Source organism: Methylobacterium sp. E-005, from assembly GCF_022829725.1.
Classification (GTDB): domain Bacteria; phylum Pseudomonadota; class Alphaproteobacteria; order Rhizobiales; family Beijerinckiaceae; genus Methylobacterium.
In genome coordinates, this window is record NZ_JAKSYG010000231.1 from 15,344 (window position 1) to 36,249 (window position 20,906).

The 20,906-nt window shown below is 70.5% G+C and carries 23 protein-coding genes; 17 read left to right on the forward strand and 6 right to left on the reverse strand.

The features are described 5' to 3' along the window. The first annotated feature begins 144 nt into the window (after positions 1-144). Genes MKK88_RS28085 through cysN form a run of 3 tightly spaced genes read left to right on the forward strand, consistent with a single transcriptional unit; the run spans position 145 to position 3,328 of the window. The gene (locus MKK88_RS28085; RefSeq protein WP_244005699.1) at positions 145-981 is read left to right on the forward strand and encodes a phosphoadenylyl-sulfate reductase; all 837 of its coding nucleotides are present in this window, start codon (positions 145-147) and stop codon (positions 979-981) included. Next, positions 978-1,922, forward strand: coding sequence for a sulfate adenylyltransferase subunit CysD (gene cysD / locus MKK88_RS28090; RefSeq protein ID WP_244005701.1), 945 nt, complete (start codon positions 978-980; stop codon positions 1,920-1,922). Before MKK88_RS28085 ends, cysD begins: the two co-directional genes overlap by 4 nt. Next, positions 1,922-3,328 carry a sulfate adenylyltransferase subunit CysN gene (gene cysN / locus MKK88_RS28095; protein WP_244005702.1) on the forward strand — a complete coding sequence of 469 codons (1,407 nt, stop codon included), beginning with the start codon at positions 1,922-1,924 and terminating at the stop codon, positions 3,326-3,328. Before cysD ends, cysN begins: the two co-directional genes overlap by 1 nt. 164 nt (positions 3,329-3,492) lie before the next feature. On the opposite strand, the gene MKK88_RS28100 is transcribed toward cysN, so the two are convergent. From MKK88_RS28100 to MKK88_RS28110, 3 genes are all read right to left on the reverse strand, one after another. Beyond that, entirely contained in the window at positions 3,493-4,518 is a 1,026-nt protein-coding gene (locus MKK88_RS28100) for an LLM class flavin-dependent oxidoreductase (protein ID WP_244005704.1), read from the reverse strand. A gap of 74 nt (positions 4,519-4,592) precedes the next feature. Then, complete coding sequence (locus MKK88_RS28105) at positions 4,593-4,883, reverse strand: type II toxin-antitoxin system RelE/ParE family toxin (RefSeq protein ID WP_244005829.1); 291 nt, start codon at positions 4,881-4,883, stop codon at positions 4,593-4,595. Positions 4,884-4,914: 31 nt separating this feature from the next. After that, positions 4,915-5,202, reverse strand: a complete 288-nt coding sequence (locus MKK88_RS28110; protein WP_244005706.1) for a type II toxin-antitoxin system ParD family antitoxin — start codon at positions 5,200-5,202, stop codon at positions 4,915-4,917. Positions 5,203-5,368: 166 nt separating this feature from the next. Here MKK88_RS28110 and MKK88_RS28115 point away from each other — a divergent pair, with 166 nt between their 5' ends. Next, positions 5,369-6,571: a pyridoxal phosphate-dependent aminotransferase gene (locus MKK88_RS28115; RefSeq protein ID WP_244005708.1), complete on the forward strand. Its 1,203-nt coding sequence runs from the start codon at positions 5,369-5,371 to the stop codon at positions 6,569-6,571. Positions 6,572-6,650: 79 nt separating this feature from the next. Here MKK88_RS28115 and MKK88_RS28120 read toward each other — a convergent pair whose 3' ends face one another. Together MKK88_RS28120 and MKK88_RS28125 are read right to left on the reverse strand one after the other, a co-directional pair. Next, positions 6,651-6,977, reverse strand: a complete 327-nt coding sequence (locus MKK88_RS28120) for a type II toxin-antitoxin system PemK/MazF family toxin (protein WP_244005709.1) — start codon at positions 6,975-6,977, stop codon at positions 6,651-6,653. After that, entirely contained in the window at positions 6,974-7,195 is a 222-nt protein-coding gene (locus MKK88_RS28125) for an antitoxin MazE-like protein (protein ID WP_244005711.1), read from the reverse strand. The genes MKK88_RS28120 and MKK88_RS28125 overlap by 4 nt, the downstream gene beginning before the upstream one ends. 88 nt (positions 7,196-7,283) lie before the next feature. Here MKK88_RS28125 and MKK88_RS28130 point away from each other — a divergent pair, with 88 nt between their 5' ends. The 3 genes from MKK88_RS28130 (at position 7,284) to MKK88_RS28140 (ending at position 10,003) form a co-directional block, all read left to right on the forward strand. Then, positions 7,284-8,126, forward strand: coding sequence for an NAD(P)-dependent oxidoreductase (locus MKK88_RS28130; protein ID WP_244005713.1), 843 nt, complete (start codon positions 7,284-7,286; stop codon positions 8,124-8,126). A gap of 413 nt (positions 8,127-8,539) precedes the next feature. Beyond that, positions 8,540-8,908 (forward strand): hypothetical protein, encoded by a 369-nt coding sequence (locus MKK88_RS28135; protein WP_244005715.1) that lies wholly within the window; start codon positions 8,540-8,542, stop codon positions 8,906-8,908. Positions 8,909-9,055: 147 nt separating this feature from the next. Then, positions 9,056-10,003: a DMT family transporter gene (locus tag MKK88_RS28140; protein WP_244005717.1), complete on the forward strand. Its 948-nt coding sequence runs from the start codon at positions 9,056-9,058 to the stop codon at positions 10,001-10,003. 18 nt (positions 10,004-10,021) lie between these two features. On the opposite strand, the gene MKK88_RS28145 is transcribed toward MKK88_RS28140, so the two are convergent. Continuing rightward, on the reverse strand, positions 10,022-10,291 hold the full coding sequence (locus MKK88_RS28145) for a hypothetical protein (protein WP_244005719.1): 270 nt from the start codon (positions 10,289-10,291) through the stop codon (positions 10,022-10,024). 330 nt (positions 10,292-10,621) lie between these two features. Between MKK88_RS28145 and ileS the strand changes: the two genes are divergently transcribed. From ileS to MKK88_RS28185, 10 genes are all read left to right on the forward strand, one after another. Further along, positions 10,622-13,588 (forward strand): isoleucine--tRNA ligase, encoded by a 2,967-nt coding sequence (gene ileS / locus MKK88_RS28150; protein WP_244005721.1) that lies wholly within the window; start codon positions 10,622-10,624, stop codon positions 13,586-13,588. Positions 13,589-13,713: 125 nt separating this feature from the next. Next, entirely contained in the window at positions 13,714-13,848 is a 135-nt protein-coding gene (locus MKK88_RS33970; protein WP_279602575.1) for a hypothetical protein, read from the forward strand. Further along, entirely contained in the window at positions 13,845-14,357 is a 513-nt protein-coding gene (gene lspA, locus MKK88_RS28155; protein ID WP_244005723.1) for a signal peptidase II, read from the forward strand. The genes MKK88_RS33970 and lspA overlap by 4 nt, the downstream gene beginning before the upstream one ends. Positions 14,358-14,517: 160 nt before the next feature. After that, positions 14,518-15,180: a hypothetical protein gene (locus MKK88_RS28160; protein WP_244005724.1), complete on the forward strand. Its 663-nt coding sequence runs from the start codon at positions 14,518-14,520 to the stop codon at positions 15,178-15,180. A gap of 158 nt (positions 15,181-15,338) precedes the next feature. Continuing rightward, a complete protein-coding gene (locus tag MKK88_RS28165; protein WP_244005726.1) occupies positions 15,339-16,748 on the forward strand; it encodes a M16 family metallopeptidase in 1,410 nt (469 codons plus the stop codon). A 99-nt stretch (positions 16,749-16,847) separates the two neighbouring features. After that, positions 16,848-18,140 carry a M16 family metallopeptidase gene (locus MKK88_RS28170; RefSeq protein ID WP_244005728.1) on the forward strand — a complete coding sequence of 431 codons (1,293 nt, stop codon included), beginning with the start codon at positions 16,848-16,850 and terminating at the stop codon, positions 18,138-18,140. Positions 18,141-18,210: 70 nt separating this feature from the next. Further along, a complete protein-coding gene (locus MKK88_RS28175; RefSeq protein WP_409566721.1) occupies positions 18,211-18,414 on the forward strand; it encodes a hypothetical protein in 204 nt (67 codons plus the stop codon). 163 nt (positions 18,415-18,577) lie between these two features. Beyond that, on the forward strand, positions 18,578-18,703 hold the full coding sequence (locus tag MKK88_RS33975; protein ID WP_279602576.1) for a hypothetical protein: 126 nt from the start codon (positions 18,578-18,580) through the stop codon (positions 18,701-18,703). Positions 18,704-18,849: 146 nt separating this feature from the next. After that, positions 18,850-19,800 carry a ring-cleaving dioxygenase gene (locus tag MKK88_RS28180; protein WP_244005732.1) on the forward strand — a complete coding sequence of 317 codons (951 nt, stop codon included), beginning with the start codon at positions 18,850-18,852 and terminating at the stop codon, positions 19,798-19,800. A 274-nt stretch (positions 19,801-20,074) separates the two neighbouring features. Further along, entirely contained in the window at positions 20,075-20,848 is a 774-nt protein-coding gene (locus MKK88_RS28185; protein WP_244005734.1) for a ferredoxin--NADP reductase, read from the forward strand. Positions 20,849-20,906 lie beyond the last annotated feature (58 nt).

Here is a 20,906-nt window from a genome sequence, read left to right on the forward strand (position 1 = left end):
CCGCACGCCGAACCCCCCAGGCAGAGCCGACAGGCGCACCGCAGCGCCTTGACTTCGTTCGGTATAGCGAACATCTCGACCGTTCCACAACAGGGTCCGGCACGCGCCGGCCCAGGATCCACGTTCAAACCCGGGACCGTCGCGATGACCCGTCCGGACCGACAGACGGCCGAAGCCCTCGCGGAGCAGCTGTCCGGGCTCGACCTGACCAGCCGCCTCCACCTGATCGCCGCCGAGATCCCCGGCCGGCTCGTGTTCACCACGAGCCTGGGTGTCGAGGATCAGGCGCTGACCCACGCCCTGGCGATGGCCAAGCTTGCTCAAGGGCAGGCCAAGGGGCAGGCCAAGGGCCGCGTCGAGATCGTCACCCTCGATACCGGCCGCCTGTTCGCCGAAACCTACGACACCTGGGCCGAAACCGAATCGGCTTACGGGATCCGCATCGCCGCCTACGCGCCGGAGCGCGCGGCCGCGGAGAAATTCGTGCGCAACGAGGGCATCAACGGCTTCCGGCGCTCGGTCGCCGCCCGTCAGGCCTGCTGCGGCTTCCGCAAGGTCGAGCCGCTGGGCCGCGCCCTGGCGGGGGCGAGCGGCTGGCTCACCGGGCTGCGGGCCGGCCAATCGGCCAACCGCGCCGAGACGCCCCTCGCCGAGTTCGACGCCGCGCGTGGCCTGATCAAGCTGAACCCCCTGGCCGACTGGACCCGGGCGCAGGTCGACAGCTTCGTGCGCGACAACTTCGTGCCCTACAACGTCCTGCACGATCGCGGCTTCCCGTCGATCGGCTGCGCCCCCTGCACCCGCGCGGTGAAGCTCGGCGAGCCCGAGCGCGCCGGCCGCTGGTGGTGGGAGCAGGAAGACAAGAAGGAATGCGGCCTGCATGTCGGACGTCCCGGGGCGTCGGTGCAGCCGGGTCAGGAGCCCGCCGCGTTCGAGACCATCCAGACCGACACCCATCGCCAGCCGGAGTTCGCCCGATGAGCGCCGCCCTCGCCGCCGCCGTGCAGCCGAGCGCCCCCGCCGACCGCCTCAGCCACCTCAAGCGGCTGGAGGCCGAGGCCATCCACATCTTCCGGGAGACGGTCGCCGAGACCGAAAATCCGGTGATGCTCTACTCGATCGGCAAGGATTCCTCGGTCCTGCTGCATCTGGCGCTGAAGGCCTTCGCCCCCGGGCGGCTGCCGTTCCCGCTGCTCCACGTCGACACCACGTGGAAATTCCGCGAGATGATCGCCTTCCGCGACGCCCGCGCCAAGGAACTCGGCCTCGATCTCCTGATCCACACCAACCCGGACGGGCTCGCCCGCGGCGTCGGCCCGGTGAGCCACGGCTCCGAGGTCCACACCGACGTGATGAAGACGCAAGCCCTGCGGCAGGCGCTCGACAAGCACAAGTTCGACGCGGCCTTCGGCGGCGCCCGCCGCGACGAGGAGGCGAGCCGCGCCAAGGAGCGGATCATCTCGTTGCGCACCGCGCAGCACCGCTGGGACCCGAAGCGCCAGCGTGCCGAGCCCTGGCATCTCTACAATCTCAAGAAGAAGCGCGGCGAGTCCCTGCGGGTCTTCCCGCTGTCGAACTGGACCGAGCTGGATATCTGGCTCTACATCGAGCAGGAAAACATTCCGATCGTCCCGCTCTACTTCGCCCAGGAGCGGCCGGTGGTGGAGCGGGACGGCCAGCTCATCATGGTCGATGACGAGCGGCTGCCGCTCGCCCCCGGCGAGACGCCGCAGCAGCGCCTCGTCCGCTTCCGGACGCTCGGCTGCTACCCGCTGACCGGCGCGGTGGAGAGCGATGCCGCCACCTTGCCCGAGATCATCGGCGAGACGCTGGCGGCGCGCACCTCGGAGCGCCAGGGCCGGGTGATCGACAAGGACGGCGCGGGCGCCATGGAGCGCAAGAAGCAGGAAGGTTACTTCTGATGACGGTGCATCAGGCCCCCAACGCCTTCGGTGAGCGCGCGGCCGGCTATGCGGCCTTCCTCACCGCCCACCGCAACAAGGCGGTGCTGCGCTTCATCGCCTGCGGCTCCGTGGATGACGGCAAGTCGACCCTGATCGGGCGGCTCCTGCACGACACCAAGCAGATCTTCGACGACCAGATCTCGGCGCTCCAGCGGGATTCCCGCAAGCACGGGACGCAGGGCGCGGAGGTGGATCTCGCGCTGCTGGTGGACGGCCTCCAGGCCGAGCGCGAGCAGGGCATCACCATCGACGTCGCCTACCGGTTCTTCTCCACCGACAAGCGCTCCTTCATCGTGGCCGACACGCCCGGCCACGAGCAGTACACCCGCAACATGGCCACCGGTGCCTCCACGGCCGACGTGGCGGTGATCCTCGTGGACGCCCGCCAGGGCCTGACCCGCCAGACACGGCGCCACGCGCTGCTCGTCTCGAATCTCGGAATCCGCCGCGTCGTGCTGGCGGTGAACAAGATGGATCTCGCCGGCTGGGCGCAGGGCACCTTCGACGGCATCGTGGCGGGCTTCTCGGACTTCGCCCGGGGGCTGAATTTCTCCGAGGTCAAGGCGATCCCGCTCTCGGCCAAGAACGGCGACAACGTCGTCGAGCCGGGTATCGCGGCGCCCTGGTATACGGGCGGCCCGCTGCTCACCTACCTGGAGACCGTGCCGGTCCGCGCCGAGGCGTTGAACGCGCCGTTCCGGATGGCGGTGCAGTGGGTCAACCGGCCGAATTCCGAGTTCCGCGGCTATAGCGGCCGGATCGCCAGCGGCCGGGTGCGCCCGGGCGATTCGGTGACGGTCCAGCCCTCCGGCCGGACCTCCATGGTGGCGCGGATCTACACCGCCGACGGCGACCTACCCGAGGCCGGCGAGGACGAGTCGGTCACCCTGGTGCTGGCCGACCAGATCGACGCCTCCCGCGGGCAGGTGATCATGGCCACCGACGCGCCGATGCGGGTCACCGAGACCCTCGACGCCCGCCTGTTCTGGGCGGCCGAGACCGATCTGAGCCCGGGCGCGAGCCTGTTCGCCAAGATCGGCACCGCCACGGTCACCGCGACGGTGGAGCGGATCGTCTCGCGCATCGACCCGGAGACCGGCAAGCCCGGCCCGGCCGAGCGCCTGTCGGCCAACGACATCGCGGACGTGGCGCTCCGCCTCGACCGGGCGGTGGCGGTGGACGCCTATGCCGAGAACCGCGAGACCGGCAGCCTGATCCTGATCGACCGCGAGACCACCGACACGGCGGCGCTCGGGCTTGTCCTGGCGCCGAAGGCGGAAGCGGCCAAGCCGGCGACGCCCGACGAGAAGCCGGCGGACGGGGGCGGCTTCCTCGCCCGGCTCGGTCGGCTGTTCGGGCGCTGAAGTCCGGGTTTCAAAAGGTCCGGGACCTTTTGCGGGTGCAGGGCAGAGCCCTGCTGTACGGATCCTGCTCCCCCGTGAGGGGGACCAGGATCCGTAGGCCGGGGTTTCACCCCGACACCCCACCAAAGGGCTCAGCCCTTTGGGAACCTTGACGTTTGTCGGTGTCAGGCCGCCTGCGACGTGGCGCTGAGGCCCCAGGTCTGCGCCAGCAACGTATAGGATGCCTGCCGCGCCGCCTGATCGGGGATCGCCGAGACGATCATCAACTCGTCGGCCTGCGTTCGCTGGACCATGTCGGCCAAGTGCGTCCGCAGGGTTTCTGGACTGCCGACATGCAGCCGGTCGCGACTGCGCGCGATCTGCATCCGCTCCGCCTCGGAATACGGATAGGCCAGCGCCTCGGCGAGGCTCGGCAGCGGCCGGTACTCGCCCCGCTCCCGCCGCAGGGTCGCCAAGCGGGCGCTGGCCGCCAAGCGCTCGGCCTCCGCATCCGTGGCGGCGCAGATCGCCGCCACCGCCAGGATCGCGTGGGGTCGCGTGCCGAGCCGCGTCGGCTGGAACCGGTTCCGGTAGTCGAGCATCGGCGCCTCGGCGGGCATGCCGGAGAAGTGCTGCGCGAAGCCGAAGCCGCAGCCGATCTCGGCGGCGAGCCGCGCACTGTAATCGGAGGAGCCGAGCAGGAAGATCGGCGGCAGCGGCACCCCCGCGGGACTCGCCTCGATCCGCGCGAACGGGTGCCCCTCCGGGAAGCCACCGTCCCAGAACAGCAGCTCCTGCAGGCGGTCGAGGAAGTCGTCCCCGCCGCCCTCCCCCGGGGCCTCACGGCGGCGCAGCGCCCGTGCGGTGAGGCCGTCCGTGCCGGGTGCCCGGCCGAGGCCGAGATCGATCCGGCCCGGAAACAGGGCCTCCAGCACCCGGAAGCGCTCCGCCACCATCAGTGGCGCGTGGTTCGGCAGCATGATCCCGCCCGAGCCGACCCGCAGGTTGCGGGTCGCGGCAGCGATCTGGCCGATCATGATCTCGGGGGCGGGGCTCGCGACGTTGGGGAGCGCGTGATGCTCGGCCAGCCAGTAGCGCCGGTAGCCGAGGCCGTCGACGTGCCGGGCGAGCGCCAGGGTGTCGTGCAGCGCCTGCGCCGGGGTCGAGTCGGCGCTGACGAAGGAGAGGTCGAGGACGGAGAGCGGTGTCATGCCGGGAGAGATGGGGGTGTGAGCCGGCCGGCGCGAGGGCATGATGGTTCGCGATCCGTAACGGGCCAAGCGGATCACGGTGTCGGTTCGCCGTCAGGCGATGCAGTCCGATACAGCGCCTCGAAATCCTGCCCGCCGTAGAAGACGTTGGTGATCGTCACCAACTCGGCTTCGACGCGATAGGCGATGACGGCAGATCGCTCGAACGGCACGGTTCTCAGACCGGGCTCAAGATCACCGCGCGGACGCCCGCCAAGGGGCGCATCGCCGATGCGCTCACAACGGCTGAGGAGCCTGTCCAGAAACCGGTCGGCTACGTTCGGATCCCGGCTCGCGTCGTAAACCCACCGGTAGATCTGCAGCAGATTGGTTTCGGGTTCCGCTCCGAAAACGACCTCAAAGCGTCTCCTCCCGGTGAACCTTCACGGTCTCGGCATGCAGAGCATCGATACGCGCTCTGACCTCCTCAAGACTCCGTGGTGGCCGCGGATCGTCCAACGATCGCCGGATGCGCGCGCGGATGTCATCGAGCCGCTCGGCATTCTCCCGGCGCTGGCGCTGCAGGGCGTGCACGGCCTCGTCGAGCAGGGCGTCCACCGAGGCGTACGCGCCGGCCTCGACGCTTTCGCGCACGGCGCGGAGCGTGTCCGGCGCCAGGGTGATGCTGATCGTCGTCTCGCCCATCGGCAGGGCCTCGCGTTCCGTCCCGACTCGCGTGAGCATAGCAGAAAACGGGGTCCCGCGCGCCGCCGCGGCGTCTCACGCTTGCCGGCTCACCGTCCCGGGCCTAGGGTCCGCCGCGCCGCGAAGAGGCGGCGCCCGACCTCGACAATCCGGAGCACCGAACGCCATGGCCTTCCTCGCCGATGTCCTCTCGCGGGTGAAGCCGTCCGCGACCATCGTGATGACCCAGAAGGCCCGGGACCTGAAGGCCTCCGGCGTCGACGTCATCAGCCTGTCGGTGGGCGAGCCGGATTTCGACACGCCCGAGCACATCAAGCAGGCGGCGATCGAGGCGATCCACCGCAACGAGACCCGCTACCCGCCGGTCTCCGGCATCGTGCCCCTGCGCGAGGCGATCGTGCGCAAGTTCAAGCGCGAGAACGGGCTCGACTACAAGGTCTCGCAGACCATCGTGGGCACCGGCGGCAAGCAGGTGCTGTACAACGCGTTCCTGGCCACCCTGAACCCGGGCGACGAGGTGGTGATCCCCCGCCCCTACTGGGTGTCCTACCCGGAGATGGTCGGCCTGTGCGGCGGCACGCCTGTCTTCGCCGACACCGACATGGACCACGGCTTCAAGCTCCAGCCGGAGGAGCTGGACCGGGTGCTGACCCCGAAGACCAAGTGGATCGTCCTCAACTCGCCGTCGAACCCGTCGGGGGCCGCCTATTCCCGCGCCGAGATGAAGGCGCTCACCGACGTGCTGCTGCGCTATCCGGACGTGCACATCCTCACCGACGACATCTACGAGCACCTGACCTACGGCGACTTCGAATTCGTCACGCCGGCCCAGGTCGAGCCGCAGCTCCTTGAGCGGACGCTGACCATGAACGGCGTCTCGAAGGGCTACGCCATGACCGGCTGGCGGATCGGCTACGCGGCGGGGCCGGAGAAGCTCATCAAGGCGATGGACTTCGTGCAGGGCCAGCAGACCTCCGGCGCCAGCACGATCGCGCAATGGGCCGCGGTGGCCGCCCTCGACGGGCCGCAGGATCACCTCGCCAAGTTCCGCGCGGCCTTCCAGGGCCGGCGCGACCTCGTCGTGTCGATGCTCAACCAGACCAACGGCCTGACCTGCCCGACGCCGGAGGGCGCGTTCTACGTCTACCCGTCCTGCGCGGCGCTGATCGGCAAGACGACGGAAGCCGGCAAGACGATCGAGACCGACGAGGATTTCGTCACGGAACTGCTCCAGGCCGAGGGCGTGGCCGCGGTCCACGGCTCGGCCTTCGGGCTCGGGCCGAACCTGCGCATCTCCTACGCGACGTCGAACGCGGTGCTGGAGGAGGCCTGCCGGCGCATCCAGCGGTTCTGCGGCTCGCTGCGGTAGGGGCAGGAGCCCTGCTGTCGGTCATCCCGCGGAGCGTTCCACGCCCGCGGGATCGAGCGTGCGGAACCAGATCGCTGTATCAGTCGGCGAGGCCGAGCACGATGGCGAGCATCCGGCTCAGGGCTGCGAGGGTGTCGCGTTCAAGTCGGCCGATGAAAGCACCGCATTTCGCCCGTGGCAGCGCGATAATTTTGTCGACCATGATCTGCGAAGTGCTTCGCAAGCCGTTGGCGGGGCTCGGCTCGACGGGCAGCCGGAAGAGCGGTGCGTCTCGGAGCGTGCTCGTGATGAGGCAGACAAGGATGCTATCGGTCCCTGTGAGCCAGTCGGATTGCGCGACGACGGCAGGACGCGGCTTGCCGTAAGCCCCTGACGGGGAGACGGTGACGATGTCACCCCGCGTCACGGTTCGGGCCAGTCGAACGCTGATTCGATAAAGTCGAGAGCTTCAGCTTCCTCGGGGGCTCCCCTCAGAATTGCGGCTTGCCGGGCGGCCTCCTCGATGAAGTCCGGCCTCGCCGGATCAGGCACCCAGAGGCGTATGAGCTTCATGCCGTCGCGTTGCGGCACGCGGCGATAGCGCACGTTCTTCGGCGAGCCTTCCCTCGGCTTGGTCTGAGGCATGGGCGGGAAATCCGATCGTTTGGGATCCTAGGCTCTGCCGGCCCTGCTGACTACTATGGTGGGATCACGTGCCCTGGAGAGTCTCGCCATGCCCACCATCGCGGTGATCGCCCCCGGCGCCATGGGCAGCGCCGTCGGGGCCCGGCTCTCCGAGCACGGCGCCCAGGTGCTGACCTCCCTCGACGGGCGCGGGGCGGCGAGCCGCGCCCGGGCCGAGGCCGCCGGCATGGTCCACGCCGCGGATGCCGACCTCGCCGCCGCCGACATCCTGCTCTCGATCGTGCCGCCCGCCGACGCGGAGGCGCTGGCCCGCCGGCTCGCGCCCGCCCTAACGGCGGCTCCGAAAAAGCCGGTCTATATCGACGCCAACGCGGTCAGCCCGGAAACGGTCGGGCGCATCGCGGAGATCGTCGCCGCCACCGGCGCGCCGTTCCTCGACGGGGCGATCCTCGGCCTGCCACCGAAGCCCGGCACGAAGGGGCCGCGCGTCTACGTCGCCGGGGCCGAGACGGCGCCGGCGCTGATCCTGCGCGACCTTGGCCTCGACCTGCGTGTCTGTCCCGGCGGGGTCGGCGCGGCCTCCAGCCTCAAGATGAGCTATGCCGGCCTCAACAAGGGTCTCACGGCGCTGGCCGCGATCATGATCCTGGCCGCCGAGCGCGCCGGGGCCGGCGCGGCGCTGCTCGCCGAACTCGCCGAGAACGAGCCGTCGCTCCTCGCCCGCTTCGCCAAGGGCCTGCCCGACATGGCGCCCAAGGCCTACCGCTGGGCCCCCGAGATGGGGGAGATCGCTGATTTCCTCGGGCCGGACACGGCCGGCCGTCAGGTCTTCACCGGCTATGCCGCGCTCTACCGGCACCTCGCCGCGGAGACGGGCGAGGCCGACAGCGCGGCGCTGATACGCTTCGCCGCGGCGGCCGCGGCGCGCTGATCGCCGCGGGGGCCTTCGAAACGGCCCGGCCTCTGTTGCCGGCTCGGCTGTCACCCTCTACACGGGCTGTCCCCGGCCGCCGATGCGCCTGAAGGTTTCGCGAGCCCGCTCGGGCCTGCATGGCAGCGGGGTCGGCAGTGACGGGATGGTCCGGACCAGTTCTCTGGGCCGCTCCTGTGAGGCTCAGTGGGCCGAGTCGCTGCAGGAGTGTCGGGCACGCGGGGAACAGGAACCGCGGATCCGGCGCAAGGCCCACATATCGCCCGCTCCCGATCCCCGCCGAAGGATGGACCTGACCCGTTCCGGGACGGTGCTGCCCCACCCGATTGCGGGTTCGTTCACGCTCCCGCGCGATGATGCAGCGGGGCCGGGGATCCGGTCCGGCGTAACCGCGTTCATTCGGGCCTGAGACCATGCGAGCCCTGCTCACCAGCGGAATCAAGGCGATCCTGGCGGTCGCCGCGCTCTCCACCGCCGCCCACTGGACCCTGCGCGTGCAGCGGGACTCTGCCATCTCGGTCGCCGCGGCCGCGGTGCCCGAGCCGGTCACGACGGGTTCGATCGCGCCGCGCCGGGTCGAGCCTCCGCTCGCGGCCGCGAGCCTGGCGCCCGCCCCGACTGTGCCGCCCCCTGCCGCCGGCCTCGGCCCGGCTTCGGGGCTCGACCAGAGCCATCTCGCCGCCCTGATGGCGGGGGCGCCGCCGCCCAGGAAGGCCGCCAAGCCTGCGGCCAAGGCCGCCACCAAGACCGCCTCGGTCGAGAAGGCTGCGGCCAAGCACTGAGCGGCGGACTGAGCCGCCCCGGCGCGGGGGACCGTGCCGGCCCGGCGCGGGAGACCGTGCCGGCTGCATGGTTCCCCTGCGCGCCGGCCGATACCCGGACGGGCCCGAGCGTGGCAGGAGTATCGGCCTCCACGAGGTTTGGCAGGCATGGGCACGCGGCTCGCGACATCCCTCACCGATGACAGCGCGCGCGCCGCCCCGGAGGCTGATTTGGCGGGACGGCGGCGGCTCGTCGGCATCGCGCTGATGTGCGGGGCGGTGGCGTTCTTCGCCGGTCTCGATGCCTGCGCGAAAACGCTGGCGCGGGGCGGCGTCGATCCGCTGGTCACCACCTTCATGCGCTACGCGGCGAGCGTCGCCATGATCTCGCTGTTCATCAATCCGGTGCGCACCCCGGGCGTGGTGAAGAGCCGGCGCCTGCCACTGCAGATCATCCGCTCGCTCCTGCTCTTCGCCTCCACCGCCCTGAACTTTCTGGCCCTGCGCTACCTGCAGATGGCCGAGACGATCTCCATCCAGTTCGCCGCGCCGCTCACCGTGGCTTTGCTCGCGGGGCCGCTGCTCGGCGAGTGGTCGTCGCGGGCGCGGCTCATGGCGATCGGCGTCGGCTTCCTCGGCGTGCTGGTGATCGTGCGCCCGGGCGTCGGCGGGATGCATCCGGCCGCTTTGCTCTGCGTGGCCAACGTGCTGGTCTACGCCTTCTACGCGATCATCACGCGCAAGCTCGCGGCCTACGATTCGACCGCCACGACCATGTTCTACACGGGGCTCGCGGGCCTCGGGCTGATGGCCCCGCTCCTGCCCTGGATCTGGACGAACCCGGCGAACCTGACCCACTGGGCGCTGCTCATCGGTGTCGCGCTGTTCGGGACGCTCGGCCACTGGCTGCTGGTGCTGGCCCATGCCCGCGCGCCGGCCAACGTGCTGTCGCCGTTCATCTACACGCAGCTGCTCTGGTCGGTGACCTTCGGCTTCCTGCTGTTCGGCGATCTGCCGAGCCGCTGGACCGTGGCGGGCGCCATGATCGTGGTCGGCTCGGGGCTCTACCTCCTGGCGCAGGAGACGATCCGCCGGGAGACGCGGCCGGCCGCCTGAGGCGACCGGCCCTGAATTTTAGCGGCCGAGCCGCTCCTGGCGGTCCATCCGCTCCTCACGGCGGTTCTCGCGGGCGCGGCGGGCGGGATCGGGATCGGTGCCGAGCACGCCGCCGACCGTGCCGGTGGCCGCGCCCACGGCACCGCCGACCACGCCGCCCACCGGACCGGCTGCCGCCGCCCCGTCCTCGGCGCCGCGCTGGGCGCCCCGCGCCGTCCCTTGCGCCTGCGCGGCGCCCGCGAAGGCGATGGGCGCGAGGGCGAGGGTCGTGATCAAAAGCTTCTTCATGGATGGACTCCCGGATCTGGGTCGGCTCCGCGCCGCCTCGACGGGCGGAGGGTGTGTTGGTCAACGATCCAGGCGCCGATTGGTCCCATCCCAAGTCACGGGCGCGTGATCCGTGCTGCCGCTGGCCTCGGGCCGGGGCGGCTGATAGAGAACGCCTCATGCCCGCTTCGCGCGCCCTGCGCGGCGTCCGCCGCCCGATTCGAATTACCGGCCCGGCCTCCGCCTGAGGGCCCGCTCTAGCGTGGCCGCGCGGAGGTCCGGGATCCTCCTGCCGCCCGCCCCGATTCCGCCGGCCCGACGCTGCCGGCCCGACCGCCGATGCGAGATCCGATGACCACCCCCGAGACCGCGCCCGCCCGCGACTATTCCAAGACCCTGTTTCTGCCGCAGACCGAGTTCCCGATGCGCGCCGGCCTGCCGGTCCGCGAGCCGCTCTTCCTCGAGCGCTGGAAGCAGATCGACCTCTACGGGAAGCTGCTCGCCCGCGGGGAGGGCCGGCCGAAATTCGTGCTCCACGACGGCCCGCCCTACGCCAACGGCAACATCCACATCGGCACGGCGCTCAACAAGATCCTCAAGGACGTGGTTGTGCGCAGCCAGGGCGCCCTCGGCTTCGACGCCAACTACGTCCCGGGCTGGGACTGCCACGGCCTGCCGATCGAGTGGAAGATCGAGGAGCAGTACCGCGCCAAGGGCCGCAATAAGGACGACGTGCCGGTGATCGAGTTCCGGCAGGAATGCCGGACCTTCGCGGCCCAGTGGCTCGACGTGCAGCGGGAGGAATTCAAGCGGCTCGGCGTTACCGGAGACTGGGACCATCCCTACGCCACCATGGCGTACCCGGCCGAGGCCGTGATCGCCGACGAGCTGATGAAGTTCTCGATGAGCGGCCAGCTCTATCGGGGCTCGAAGCCGGTGATGTGGTCCGTGGTCGAGAAGACCGCGCTGGCCGAGGCCGAGGTCGAGTACGAGGAGCACGTCAGCGACACGGTGTTCGTGGCGTTTCCGATCCGCTCCGGCGCCGAGGGCGACCTCGCCCAGGCCCGGGTGGTAATCTGGACCACGACGCCCTGGACGATCCCGGGCAACCGCGCCGTCGCCTACTCCAAAAAAATCGCCTACGGCCTGTACCGGGTCACGGAGGCGCCCGCCGACAATTGGGCGACCCCCGGCCAGACCTATGTGCTCGCCGACAGCCTCGCCGCCACGGTGTTCAAGGCTGCCCGGGTCGAGGCGTTCGAGCGCGTCGGCGACGTGGGCCCGGCGCAACTCGCCGGCCTCGCCCTGGCCCATCCCCTGGCGGCGCTCGGCTACGGCTTCGCGGTGCCGATGCTCGATGGCGACCACGTCACCGACGAATCCGGCACGGGCTTCGTCCACACGGCCCCCGGCCACGGCCGCGAGGATTTCGAGCTTTGGATGGCGAGCGGTCGCCTGCTCGCCGAGCGCGGCATCGACCCGATCATCCCCTACACGGTGGATGCCGACGGCGCGCTGACCAAGGCCGCGCCGGGCTTCGAGGGCAAGCGCGTCCTCACCGACAAGGGCGAGAAGGGCGACGCCAACAAGGCGGTCATCGCCGCGCTGACCGAGGCCGGGGCCCTCGTCGCCCGCGGGGTCCTGCGCCACCAGTACCCGCATTCCTGGCGCTCCAAGAAGCCGGTGATCTTCCGCAACACGCCGCAATGGTTCATCGCCATGGACCGGCCGGTGGAGTCCCTCGGCAACCGGACGCTCCGCGAGGTGGCGCTCCAGGGGATCGACGACACCCAGTGGGTGCCGACTCAAGGAAAGAACCGCATCACCGGCATGGTCGCCAACCGGCCGGACTGGGTGGTGTCGCGCCAGCGCGCCTGGGGCGTGCCGATCACCGTGTTCGTCCACCGGGAGACGGGCGAGATCCTGAAGGATGCGGCCGTCAACGCCCGCATCCGCGACGCTTTCGCGGCCGAGGGCGCCGACGCGTGGTTCCGGGACGAGGCCGCCGCGCGCTTCCTCGCGCCCGAGCACGACCCGGCGTCTTACGAGAAGGTCACCGACGTCCTCGACGTCTGGTTCGATTCGGGCTCGACCCACGCCTTCGTGCTGGACGATCCGGAGGCTTTTCCGGGCCTCGCCGGGGTCACGCGCGTCCGCGACGGCGGGACGGACCGGGTGATGTACCTGGAGGGCTCGGACCAGCACCGCGGCTGGTTCCAGTCCTCGCTGCTCGAATCGTCCGGCACCCGCGGCCGGGCGCCTTACGACATCGTCCTGACCCACGGCTTCGTGCTCGACGGCAAGGGCCTGAAGATGTCGAAGTCGAAGGGCAACGTCGTCGCGCCGCAGAGCGTCATCAAGGATTCGGGCGCCGACATCCTGCGCCTCTGGGTGGCGGCCTCCGACTACACCGACGACCTGCGCATCGGCCCGGAGATCATCAAGACGTTTGCCGAGACCTACCGGAAGCTGCGCAACTCCTTGCGCTGGATGCTGGGCTCCCTCGCCCACCGGGTCCCGGGCGACGACGTGGCGTACGAAGAGATGCCGGAGCTGGAGCGGCTGATCCTGCACCGGCTGGCCGAGCTCGACGGCGAGATCCGCGAGGCCTACGCGAGCTTCGACACCAAGCGCGTGGTGGCCCTGCTCAACGGCTTCATGACCGGCGACCTGTCGTCCTTCTACTTCGACGTGCGCAAGGACGCCCTGTACTGCGATCCCGTCTCCTCGGTCCGCCGCCGGGCGGCCCTGCAGGTGATCGACAAGGCCTTCCGGCGGGCGGCGATCTGGCTGGCCCCGGTGCTGGCCTTCACGGCCGAGGAGGCGTGGCTCGAGCGCTACCCGTCCGAGGACGGCTCGGTGCATCTCCAGACCCTGCCGGAGACCCCGGCCGCCTGGCTCGACCCCGCCCTCGCGGAGCGCTGGCAAAAGATCCGGCGGGTGCGGCGGGTGGTCACCGGCGCCCTGGAGATCGAGCGCGCAGCCAAGCGCATCGGCGCGAGCCTGGAGGCGGCCCCGCAGGTCTACGTGGCGGATCCGGAGCTTCTGGCGGCGCTGGAAGGCTGCGACTTCGCCGATACCTGCATCACGTCCGCCATCACCGTGGCGGCGGGCGAGGGGCCGGCGGACGCCTTCCGGCTCGACGAGGTGCGCGGCGTCGCCGTGGTGCCGAGCCCGGCTGACGGCCGCAAATGCGCCCGCTCCTGGCGGGTCAGCCCGGAGGTCGGCGGCGATCCGGACTATCCGGACGTGACCCCCCGCGACGCCCAGGCCCTGCGCGAGTGGGATGCGGCGCATCCGGAGGCGAGCGCGGCGTGAGGGCTGTGCTCACCGCCGCCGCCGCGCGCCCCTCTCCCCGCTTGCGGGGAGAGGCCCGCACGGACCGCGTCGTCCGTGCGGGAAGCGGAGGCGCAGCCGGAGCGGCGGTGAGGGGGCGGCTCCGGATGAGTCACCGCCTGAACCGCCTCCTCACCTTCGGCTACCGCCTCGCCGCGCTCCCCAGCGAGGGGGAGATGCGGCCCTCTCCCCGCGCATGGGGAGAGGGTTTTTCCACCCTCGTCCGCGCGGTCGCCGCATGACCCCCTTCCGCGCCGGCCTCACGGCCCTCCTGCTCACCCTCCTCCTCGACCAAGCCTCCAAGCTCGGCCTCTATTTCGGCACCGACCTCGTCCTGACCCAGCCCTGGCGGCTCGCCCCCTTCGCGGACTTCGTGGTGGTCTGGAATCGGGGCGTCTCCTACGGCCTGTTCCAGCAGGAGGGCGGGTTCGGGCGCTGGGCCCTCGTCGCCCTGTCGCTCGCCGCCGCTCTGGGCCTCGGGCTCTGGATGCGCCGGGCGGGCTCGCGGCTCCTCGGAACCGCCCTCGGGCTGATCGTCGGCGGGGCGCTCGGCAACGCCATCGACCGGGCGGTCTACGGGGCGGTGTTCGACTTCGTCCATCTGCACGTGGGCCGATGGTCCTGGTACGTGTTCAATATCGCCGACGCGGCGATCGTGGCCGGTGTGATCGGCCTGATCCTCGATAGCTTGGTCCCGGCCGGCCGGCGCCAGGGGGAAACCACGCCCGGCGATCCCGCGGCGCGCCTGTGATGCGCGCACCACAGCGGCCGGGCGAAAGCCCCACGCGCGCTTGCCGTGGTCAAGGCGCCATACGATCGCCGGAAACCGGTCTCAGGCCGGGACCCGTCGGATCAGGCCGCACCGCGGCCATCCCCGAGCCGGACCCCCCGGCCGGAACCCGTGAGGCAGCATGACCGGGCATCGCAGGCTTCGACTCCTCCTCCCCGCCGCTTTCGCCCTGACGCCGCTGCTGTCGGTCGGCGCCCAGGCACAGGAGCGCGGCGAGTTCATGCGCGACGCCCTGTCGGGTATCGGCCTCCTGGAGAAGCGCCAGGATCCGATCGACTATCACGAGCGCCCGCCCCTGGTGATGCCGCCCAAGCTCGACGGCAAGGCCCTGCCCCGTCCCCGGGCCCGCTCCACCAGCACCGCCTGGCCGAAGGATCCCGAGATCGTCGAGCGCGAGCGTGCCGCCGAGGAGCGCCGCAAGCCGACGGGCAACCAGGCCCGGGGCCGCTACGACGACAACAACGCCACCCTGTCGGTGGACGAGATCCGCGGCGGCCGCCGCGCCGGGGCAAGCCTGACCACCGAAGCGGAGCGCAAGCCCGGCGACGGCAATCGCGACGACAGCCTGCTCAGCCCCTTCGAGTTGCTCAAGGGCAAGAGCGCCAATGCGGAGCCCTCCGACGTGGAGCCGAGCCGCAACGTGCTGACGGATCCGCCCACCGGCTACCGGCAGTCGCCCAAGAAGCTGGCGCGCCCGCCCTCGAGCGATCCGATCAACAATGCCAGCCGCGAAAAGGAGGAGTCCGATCCCGGGACCTACCTCCGCCAGCGCGCGCAGCAGTAACCGGAACGCCATGTCGCTGTTGCAACGGCGCCACGGCATGGCAACATGACATGATCGTCCCGGTGCGGTTCTTGCGCGCCGGCGACCAGGACGGCCCCATCCGCACAGGCGTTCCGAAGCGCGGCGTCGGGTGACGGGGCCGGCAGAAGGAAAGCGGAATGCACCTGTTCAGGAAGGCGACGCCCCCCCTCTTCCCGCTGCGTCCGGGCTCGGCCTTCGGCGCCAGCGCCGGCCGGGGCGATGCCGCGCCGTTCGGGCGGTCCGAGGCGGGCGGCCCGGAAGTGACGGCCTTCACCCTCGACAACGGCCTCGACGTGGTGGTGGTCCCCGATCACCGGGCCCCCGTGGCGACCCACATGATCTGGTATCGCAACGGCTCGGCCGATGATCCGCTCGGCCAGTCGGGCATCGCCCACTTCCTCGAGCACCTGATGTTCAAGGGCACCGAGACGCACCCGGTCGGTGCCTTCTCGAAGGCGGTGTCGGGCCTCGGCGGCCAGGAGAACGCCTTCACCAGCTACGACTACACCGCCTATTTCCAGCGGGTCGCCCGGGATCACCTCGGCACCATGATGGAATTCGAGGCCGACCGGATGGGCGGCCTCGTCCTCGACGACGCCGTCGTGGCGCCCGAGCGCGACGTGGTGCTGGAGGAGCGGCGCATGCGGGTCGAGACCGACCCCTCCGCCCAGTTGTCCGAGGCGATGGCGGCCGGCCTGTTCGTGCATCACCCCTACGGCATTCCGATCATCGGCTGGATGCACGAGATCGAGGGGCTGAACCGCGAACACGCGCTGGCCTATTACAAGCGCTTCTACACCCCCGAGAACGCCATCCTGGTGGTGGCCGGCGACGTGACCCCCGACGAGGTCCGCCGTCTCGCCGAGACCACCTATGGCCGCGTCGCGCCCCAGGGCGCCCGGCCGGAGCGCGTGCGGGCGCGGGAGCCGGAGCCGAAGGCGCTCCGCCGGGTCGCTGTGGCTGACCCGAAGGTCGAGCAGCCGACCCTGCAGCGGCTCTACCTGACCCCCTCCTGCATCACCGCCCGGGACGGTGGCTGCCACGACCTCGAGCTGCTGGCCGAGGTTCTGGGCGGCGGCTCGACCTCCTATCTCTACCGCAAGCTGGTCATGGAGACCGGCCTCGCGGTGAATGCCGGCGCCTGGTACATGGGCTCGGCGATCGACGACACGCGCTTCTCCGTCTACGCGGTGCCCGCCGAGGGCGTGCCCCTCGAGAAGCTGGAGGAGGCCGTCGACAAGGTGCTGCGCCGCGCCCCCGCGGAGGCGCTCGACGCCGAGGCGATCGAGCGGGCCAAGACCCGCCTCGTGGCCGAGACGGTCTATTCCTCCGACAGCCAGTCGTCGCTCGCCCGGATCTACGGCTCCGCGCTGGCGATCGGCGAGACCATCGAGGAGGTCCGCCGCTGGCCGACCGACATCGAGGCTGTGTCGCAGGAGCGTCTGAAGGGCGCCGCCGAGCGCTGGCTGACGCCGGCCCGCTCGATCACCGGCTACCTGACCAAGGCGCAGGATCCCGACGCCCCGGTCGCGATGGCCGCCGAATAGCCCCGGTCGCGTCCCGGCGGCCCTGGGCCGCGACGGGACGTGCCGCATGGGAGCCCTGGCCTGCTCCGCCGTCGCCCGAGATAGAGACAAGAGGTTCCCATGAGCTTGACCGAGACTCTGGTCGAGACCGCAACCCCCGCCAACTCGCCGACGACGGCGCTGCCGGTCGTGACCGCCCCCGGTATCGAGGCGTGGCACGTCGAATCCCCCGTCGTGCCGCTGATCGCGCTCGCCTTCACCTTCGAGGGCGGCGCCGCCCAGGACCCGGCCGGCAAGTCGGGTTGCGCGCAGATGCTGGCGCGGCTCCTCGACGAGGGGGCGGGCGACCTGACCTCCGACCAGTTCCAGGAGCGGCTGGCCGCCCGGGCGATCGAGCTGTCCTTCCATGCCGGGCCGGACGCGATCGGCGGCTCGCTGAAGATGCTGGTCAAGCATGCCGACGAGGCGATCGAGCTCCTGGCCCTGGCGTTGGCCAAGCCCCGCCTCGACCCGGACGCGATCGAGCGCGTGCGCGGCCAAGTCATTGCCGGCCTGCGCTACCAGCAGAACGATCCGGGGGTGCTCGCCTCCCGCCGCTTCTTCACGGAGGCGTTTGCAGGCCATCCCTATGCCCGCCCCTCCTCCGGCACGGTCGAGAGTGTCGCGGCGATCACCCGGGACGACCTCCTGGCGATGCATGCCCGCATCATCGGGCGCGGCCGGGTGAAGGTCGCGGCGGTCGGTGCGATCGGCGCCGAGCAGCTCGCCGCGGGCCTGAACCGCGCCTTCGGAGCGCTGCCGGAGGCCGGTGAGCTCAAGGTCGTGCCGCGCACCGAGGTGCAGGAACTCGGCAAGCGCGTCATCGTCGACCTCGACGTGCCCCAGTCGGTGATCCGCTTCGGCATGGCGGGCGTGCCCTGGCGCGATCCGGACTTCATCCCGGCCTACGTGCTGAACCACATCCTGGGCGGCGGTGCCTTCACGTCCCGCCTGTTCCAGGAGGTGCGCGAGAAGCGTGGGCTGGCCTACTCGGTGGGCACCTCGCTGGTCAGCCACCGCTCGGCCGCGATGACCTGGGGCTACACCGCCACCAAGAACGAGCGCGTCGGCGAGGCGCTGTCGGTGATCGGCGACGAGATCGGCCGGCTGATCACGGACGGGCCGGACGACGACGAGCTCCAGAAGGCCAAGGATTACCTGACCGGCTCCTATGCGCTCGGCTTCGACACATCGACCAAGATCGCCCACCAGCTGGTGCAGATCGCCTTCGAGGAGCTGGGCATGGATTACATCGCCCGGCGCAATGCCATGGTGGCGGCCGTGACGCAGGCCGATATCCGCCGCGCCGCCGCGCGGACCTTCGCGGATGGCAGGATGCTGGTGGTGGCCGCGGGGCGGCCGGTCGGGCTCTGAGAGCGGGGTCGCTTTTGTCGGACGGCGATCGGTGCATACTGCAGTCATGACCGACCTCTTGGATCGGGCGATGAAAACCGCCCGCGCGCTGCCGCCCGAGATGCAGGATGAGATCGCCCGCCTCGTGCTGGCCTATGCAGGCCGGGACGAGGCGGTGATCGAACTCACGGCTGATGAAATCGCCGATCTCGTCGAGGCGCAGGCCGAGAGGATGCGCGGGGACTTCGCGACGGAGGCCGAAGTCGAGGCCGTCCTGTCCAAGTATCGCCTTTGACGTTGCATTTTCAGCGGCGCGCGTTGCAGCCGATCGACCGCGCCCTGAGCCACATCGCGACCCAGTCCCCGCAAGGCGCGGCTAACGTTGAAGGCCGGCTGACAGCGCTCATCGCGGTCGTGGGGATCATCCTTACGCCGGGGCTCGGACGTCGATGCCCGGCGTGCGGCGCCTCTTCCTCACGCCCTATCCCTACCACATCGATTATTTCATCGGCGACGACGAGATCGTGGTGCAGCGGTTTCGCCACGCGGCCCGCAAACCGTTGTCGGGCGCCGATAAGTCATGACGACGAGCACACAGTTCCATCACGCCCTGAGACGCGCCCAGTGAACGCAGCCTGAGATCTGCCGAAGCGCTCCCTGTATGGCCAGCCCTCGCAACCTGGCCCCCGAACCCCACCTCAGGCCGATCGCCGCCAACCCCTGAGACCCCATGCAGCTCACCGGCATCCACCACCTCACCGCGGTGACCGCCCGCGCCGCGGAGAACGTCGCGTTCTACACCGGCACGCTGGGCCTGCGCCTCGTCAAGAAGACCGTGAACCAGGACGACGTCTCGGCCTACCACCTGTTCTACGCGGACGGTCTGGCGAGCCCGGGGACCGACCTCACCTTCTTCGACTGGCCGGCGCCCCGGGAGCGGCGGGGCTCGAACAGCATCACCCGGACGCATCTGCGCGTGCCCGGCGCGGCCGCGGTGGCGTGGTGGCACGCGCGCCTGCGCGAGGCCGGGATCGTGGAGGCCGAACCCGTCCTGCGGGACGGGCGCCTCACCCTGGATTTCGAGGATCCCGAGGGGCAGCGCCTCGCCCTCGTAAACGATGGCGGGACCGGGCCGGAGCATCCCTGGGCCGGCTCGCCGGTGCCGGCCGCCTACCAGATCCGCGGCCTCGGGCCGATCCGGCTCTCCGTGCCGGATCTCGGCCGCACCGCCGCCGTGCTCACCGCGGTGCTGGGCATGCGCCGGGACCGGGCCTTCCAGACGGAGGACGGACCGGTCGAGGTCTACGCCATGGGCCCCGGCGGCCCGGCCGCGGAGATCCAGCTCCTGGCCGATTCGTCCGGGCCGGCGCGGCAGGGTGCGGGGGCGGTGCATCACGTCGCCTTCCGCATCCCGGATGCCGATTACGACGCCTGGGCCGACCGGCTCCGGGTCGCCCGGGTGCCGACCAGCGGGCCTGTCGACCGCTACTACTTCCGCAGCCTCTACTTCCGGGAGCCGAACGGCATCCTGTTCGAGATCGCCACGGACGGCCCCGGCTTCACCGCCGACGAGCCGCTGGAGACCCTGGGCGAGCGCCTGGCCCTGCCGTCGTTCCTGGAGCCGCGCCGGGCCGAGATCGAGGCGGGCCTGACGCCCCTGCGCCCCGGCCCGGTCGCCTGAGCGCCGCAGCCGGCGGCAACCCTCCCATGTCCGCGGCGCGGCTGTGGCGGGTCCGCGAAGACGCTAATATTCGAACGATTCCAGGCCGTTCAGTTCTTTCGCGGGTGTGATCTCGGCGCGCCTTGACGGGCGTGCTGCAACTGCGAAAGAAGCAACACGCGTATGTTTGACATCCGGATCCCGGCGGGCCGTCTCGCAAGGATCCGCCCCCGTCCGATGGGACGGCGGGGATCTGCCGCACCGGGCATCAGAGGATTCGAGGACTGATCCGTCGATGAGCAAGTTCTACGAGGAGCGCGTCCTGTCGGTCCATCACTGGACCGACAACCTGTTCTCGTTCCGCACCACCCGTGATCCGGCGTTCCGCTTCCGCAACGGCGAGTTCACCATGATCGGCCTGGAGGTCGAGGGGCGGCCGCTCCTGCGCGCCTACTCGGTGGTCTCGGCCAATTACGAGGAGGAGCTGGAGTTCTTCTCGATCAAGGTCCAGGACGGGCCGCTGACCTCCAAGCTCCAGCACCTCAAGGTCGGCGACCCGATCATCATCGGCAAGAAGCCCACCGGCACCCTGGTGCTCGACAATCTGCTGCCCGGCCGGCACCTCTACCTGCTCGGCACCGGCACGGGGCTGGCGCCGTTCCTGTCGATCATCAAGGATCCGGAGACCTACGAAAGGTTCGAGAAGGTCGTGCTGGTCCATGGCTGCCGGCAGGTGCAGGAACTGGCCTACGGCGAGACGATCACCGAGACGCTGCCCAAGCACGAGTTCCTGGGCGAGATGATCGCGAACCAGCTGATCTACTACCCGACGGTCACCCGCGAGCCGTTCCGCAACCGCGGCCGGATCACCGACCTGATGGTCTCGGGCAAATTGTTCGCGGATATCGGCCTGCCGGAGATGGCGATCGAGAACGACCGCTTCATGCTCTGCGGCAGCCCCGACATGATCCGCGACACCCGGGAGCTCCTGACCTCCCGCGGTTACGAGGAGGGCAACCACGGCGAGGCGGCCCACTACGTGATCGAGAAGGCCTTCGTCGAGAAGTAGTCTTTTGGGACTTGGCTTCGGCCCGGTGCGGTCCGCCGCGCCGGGCTTTTTTGTGGGC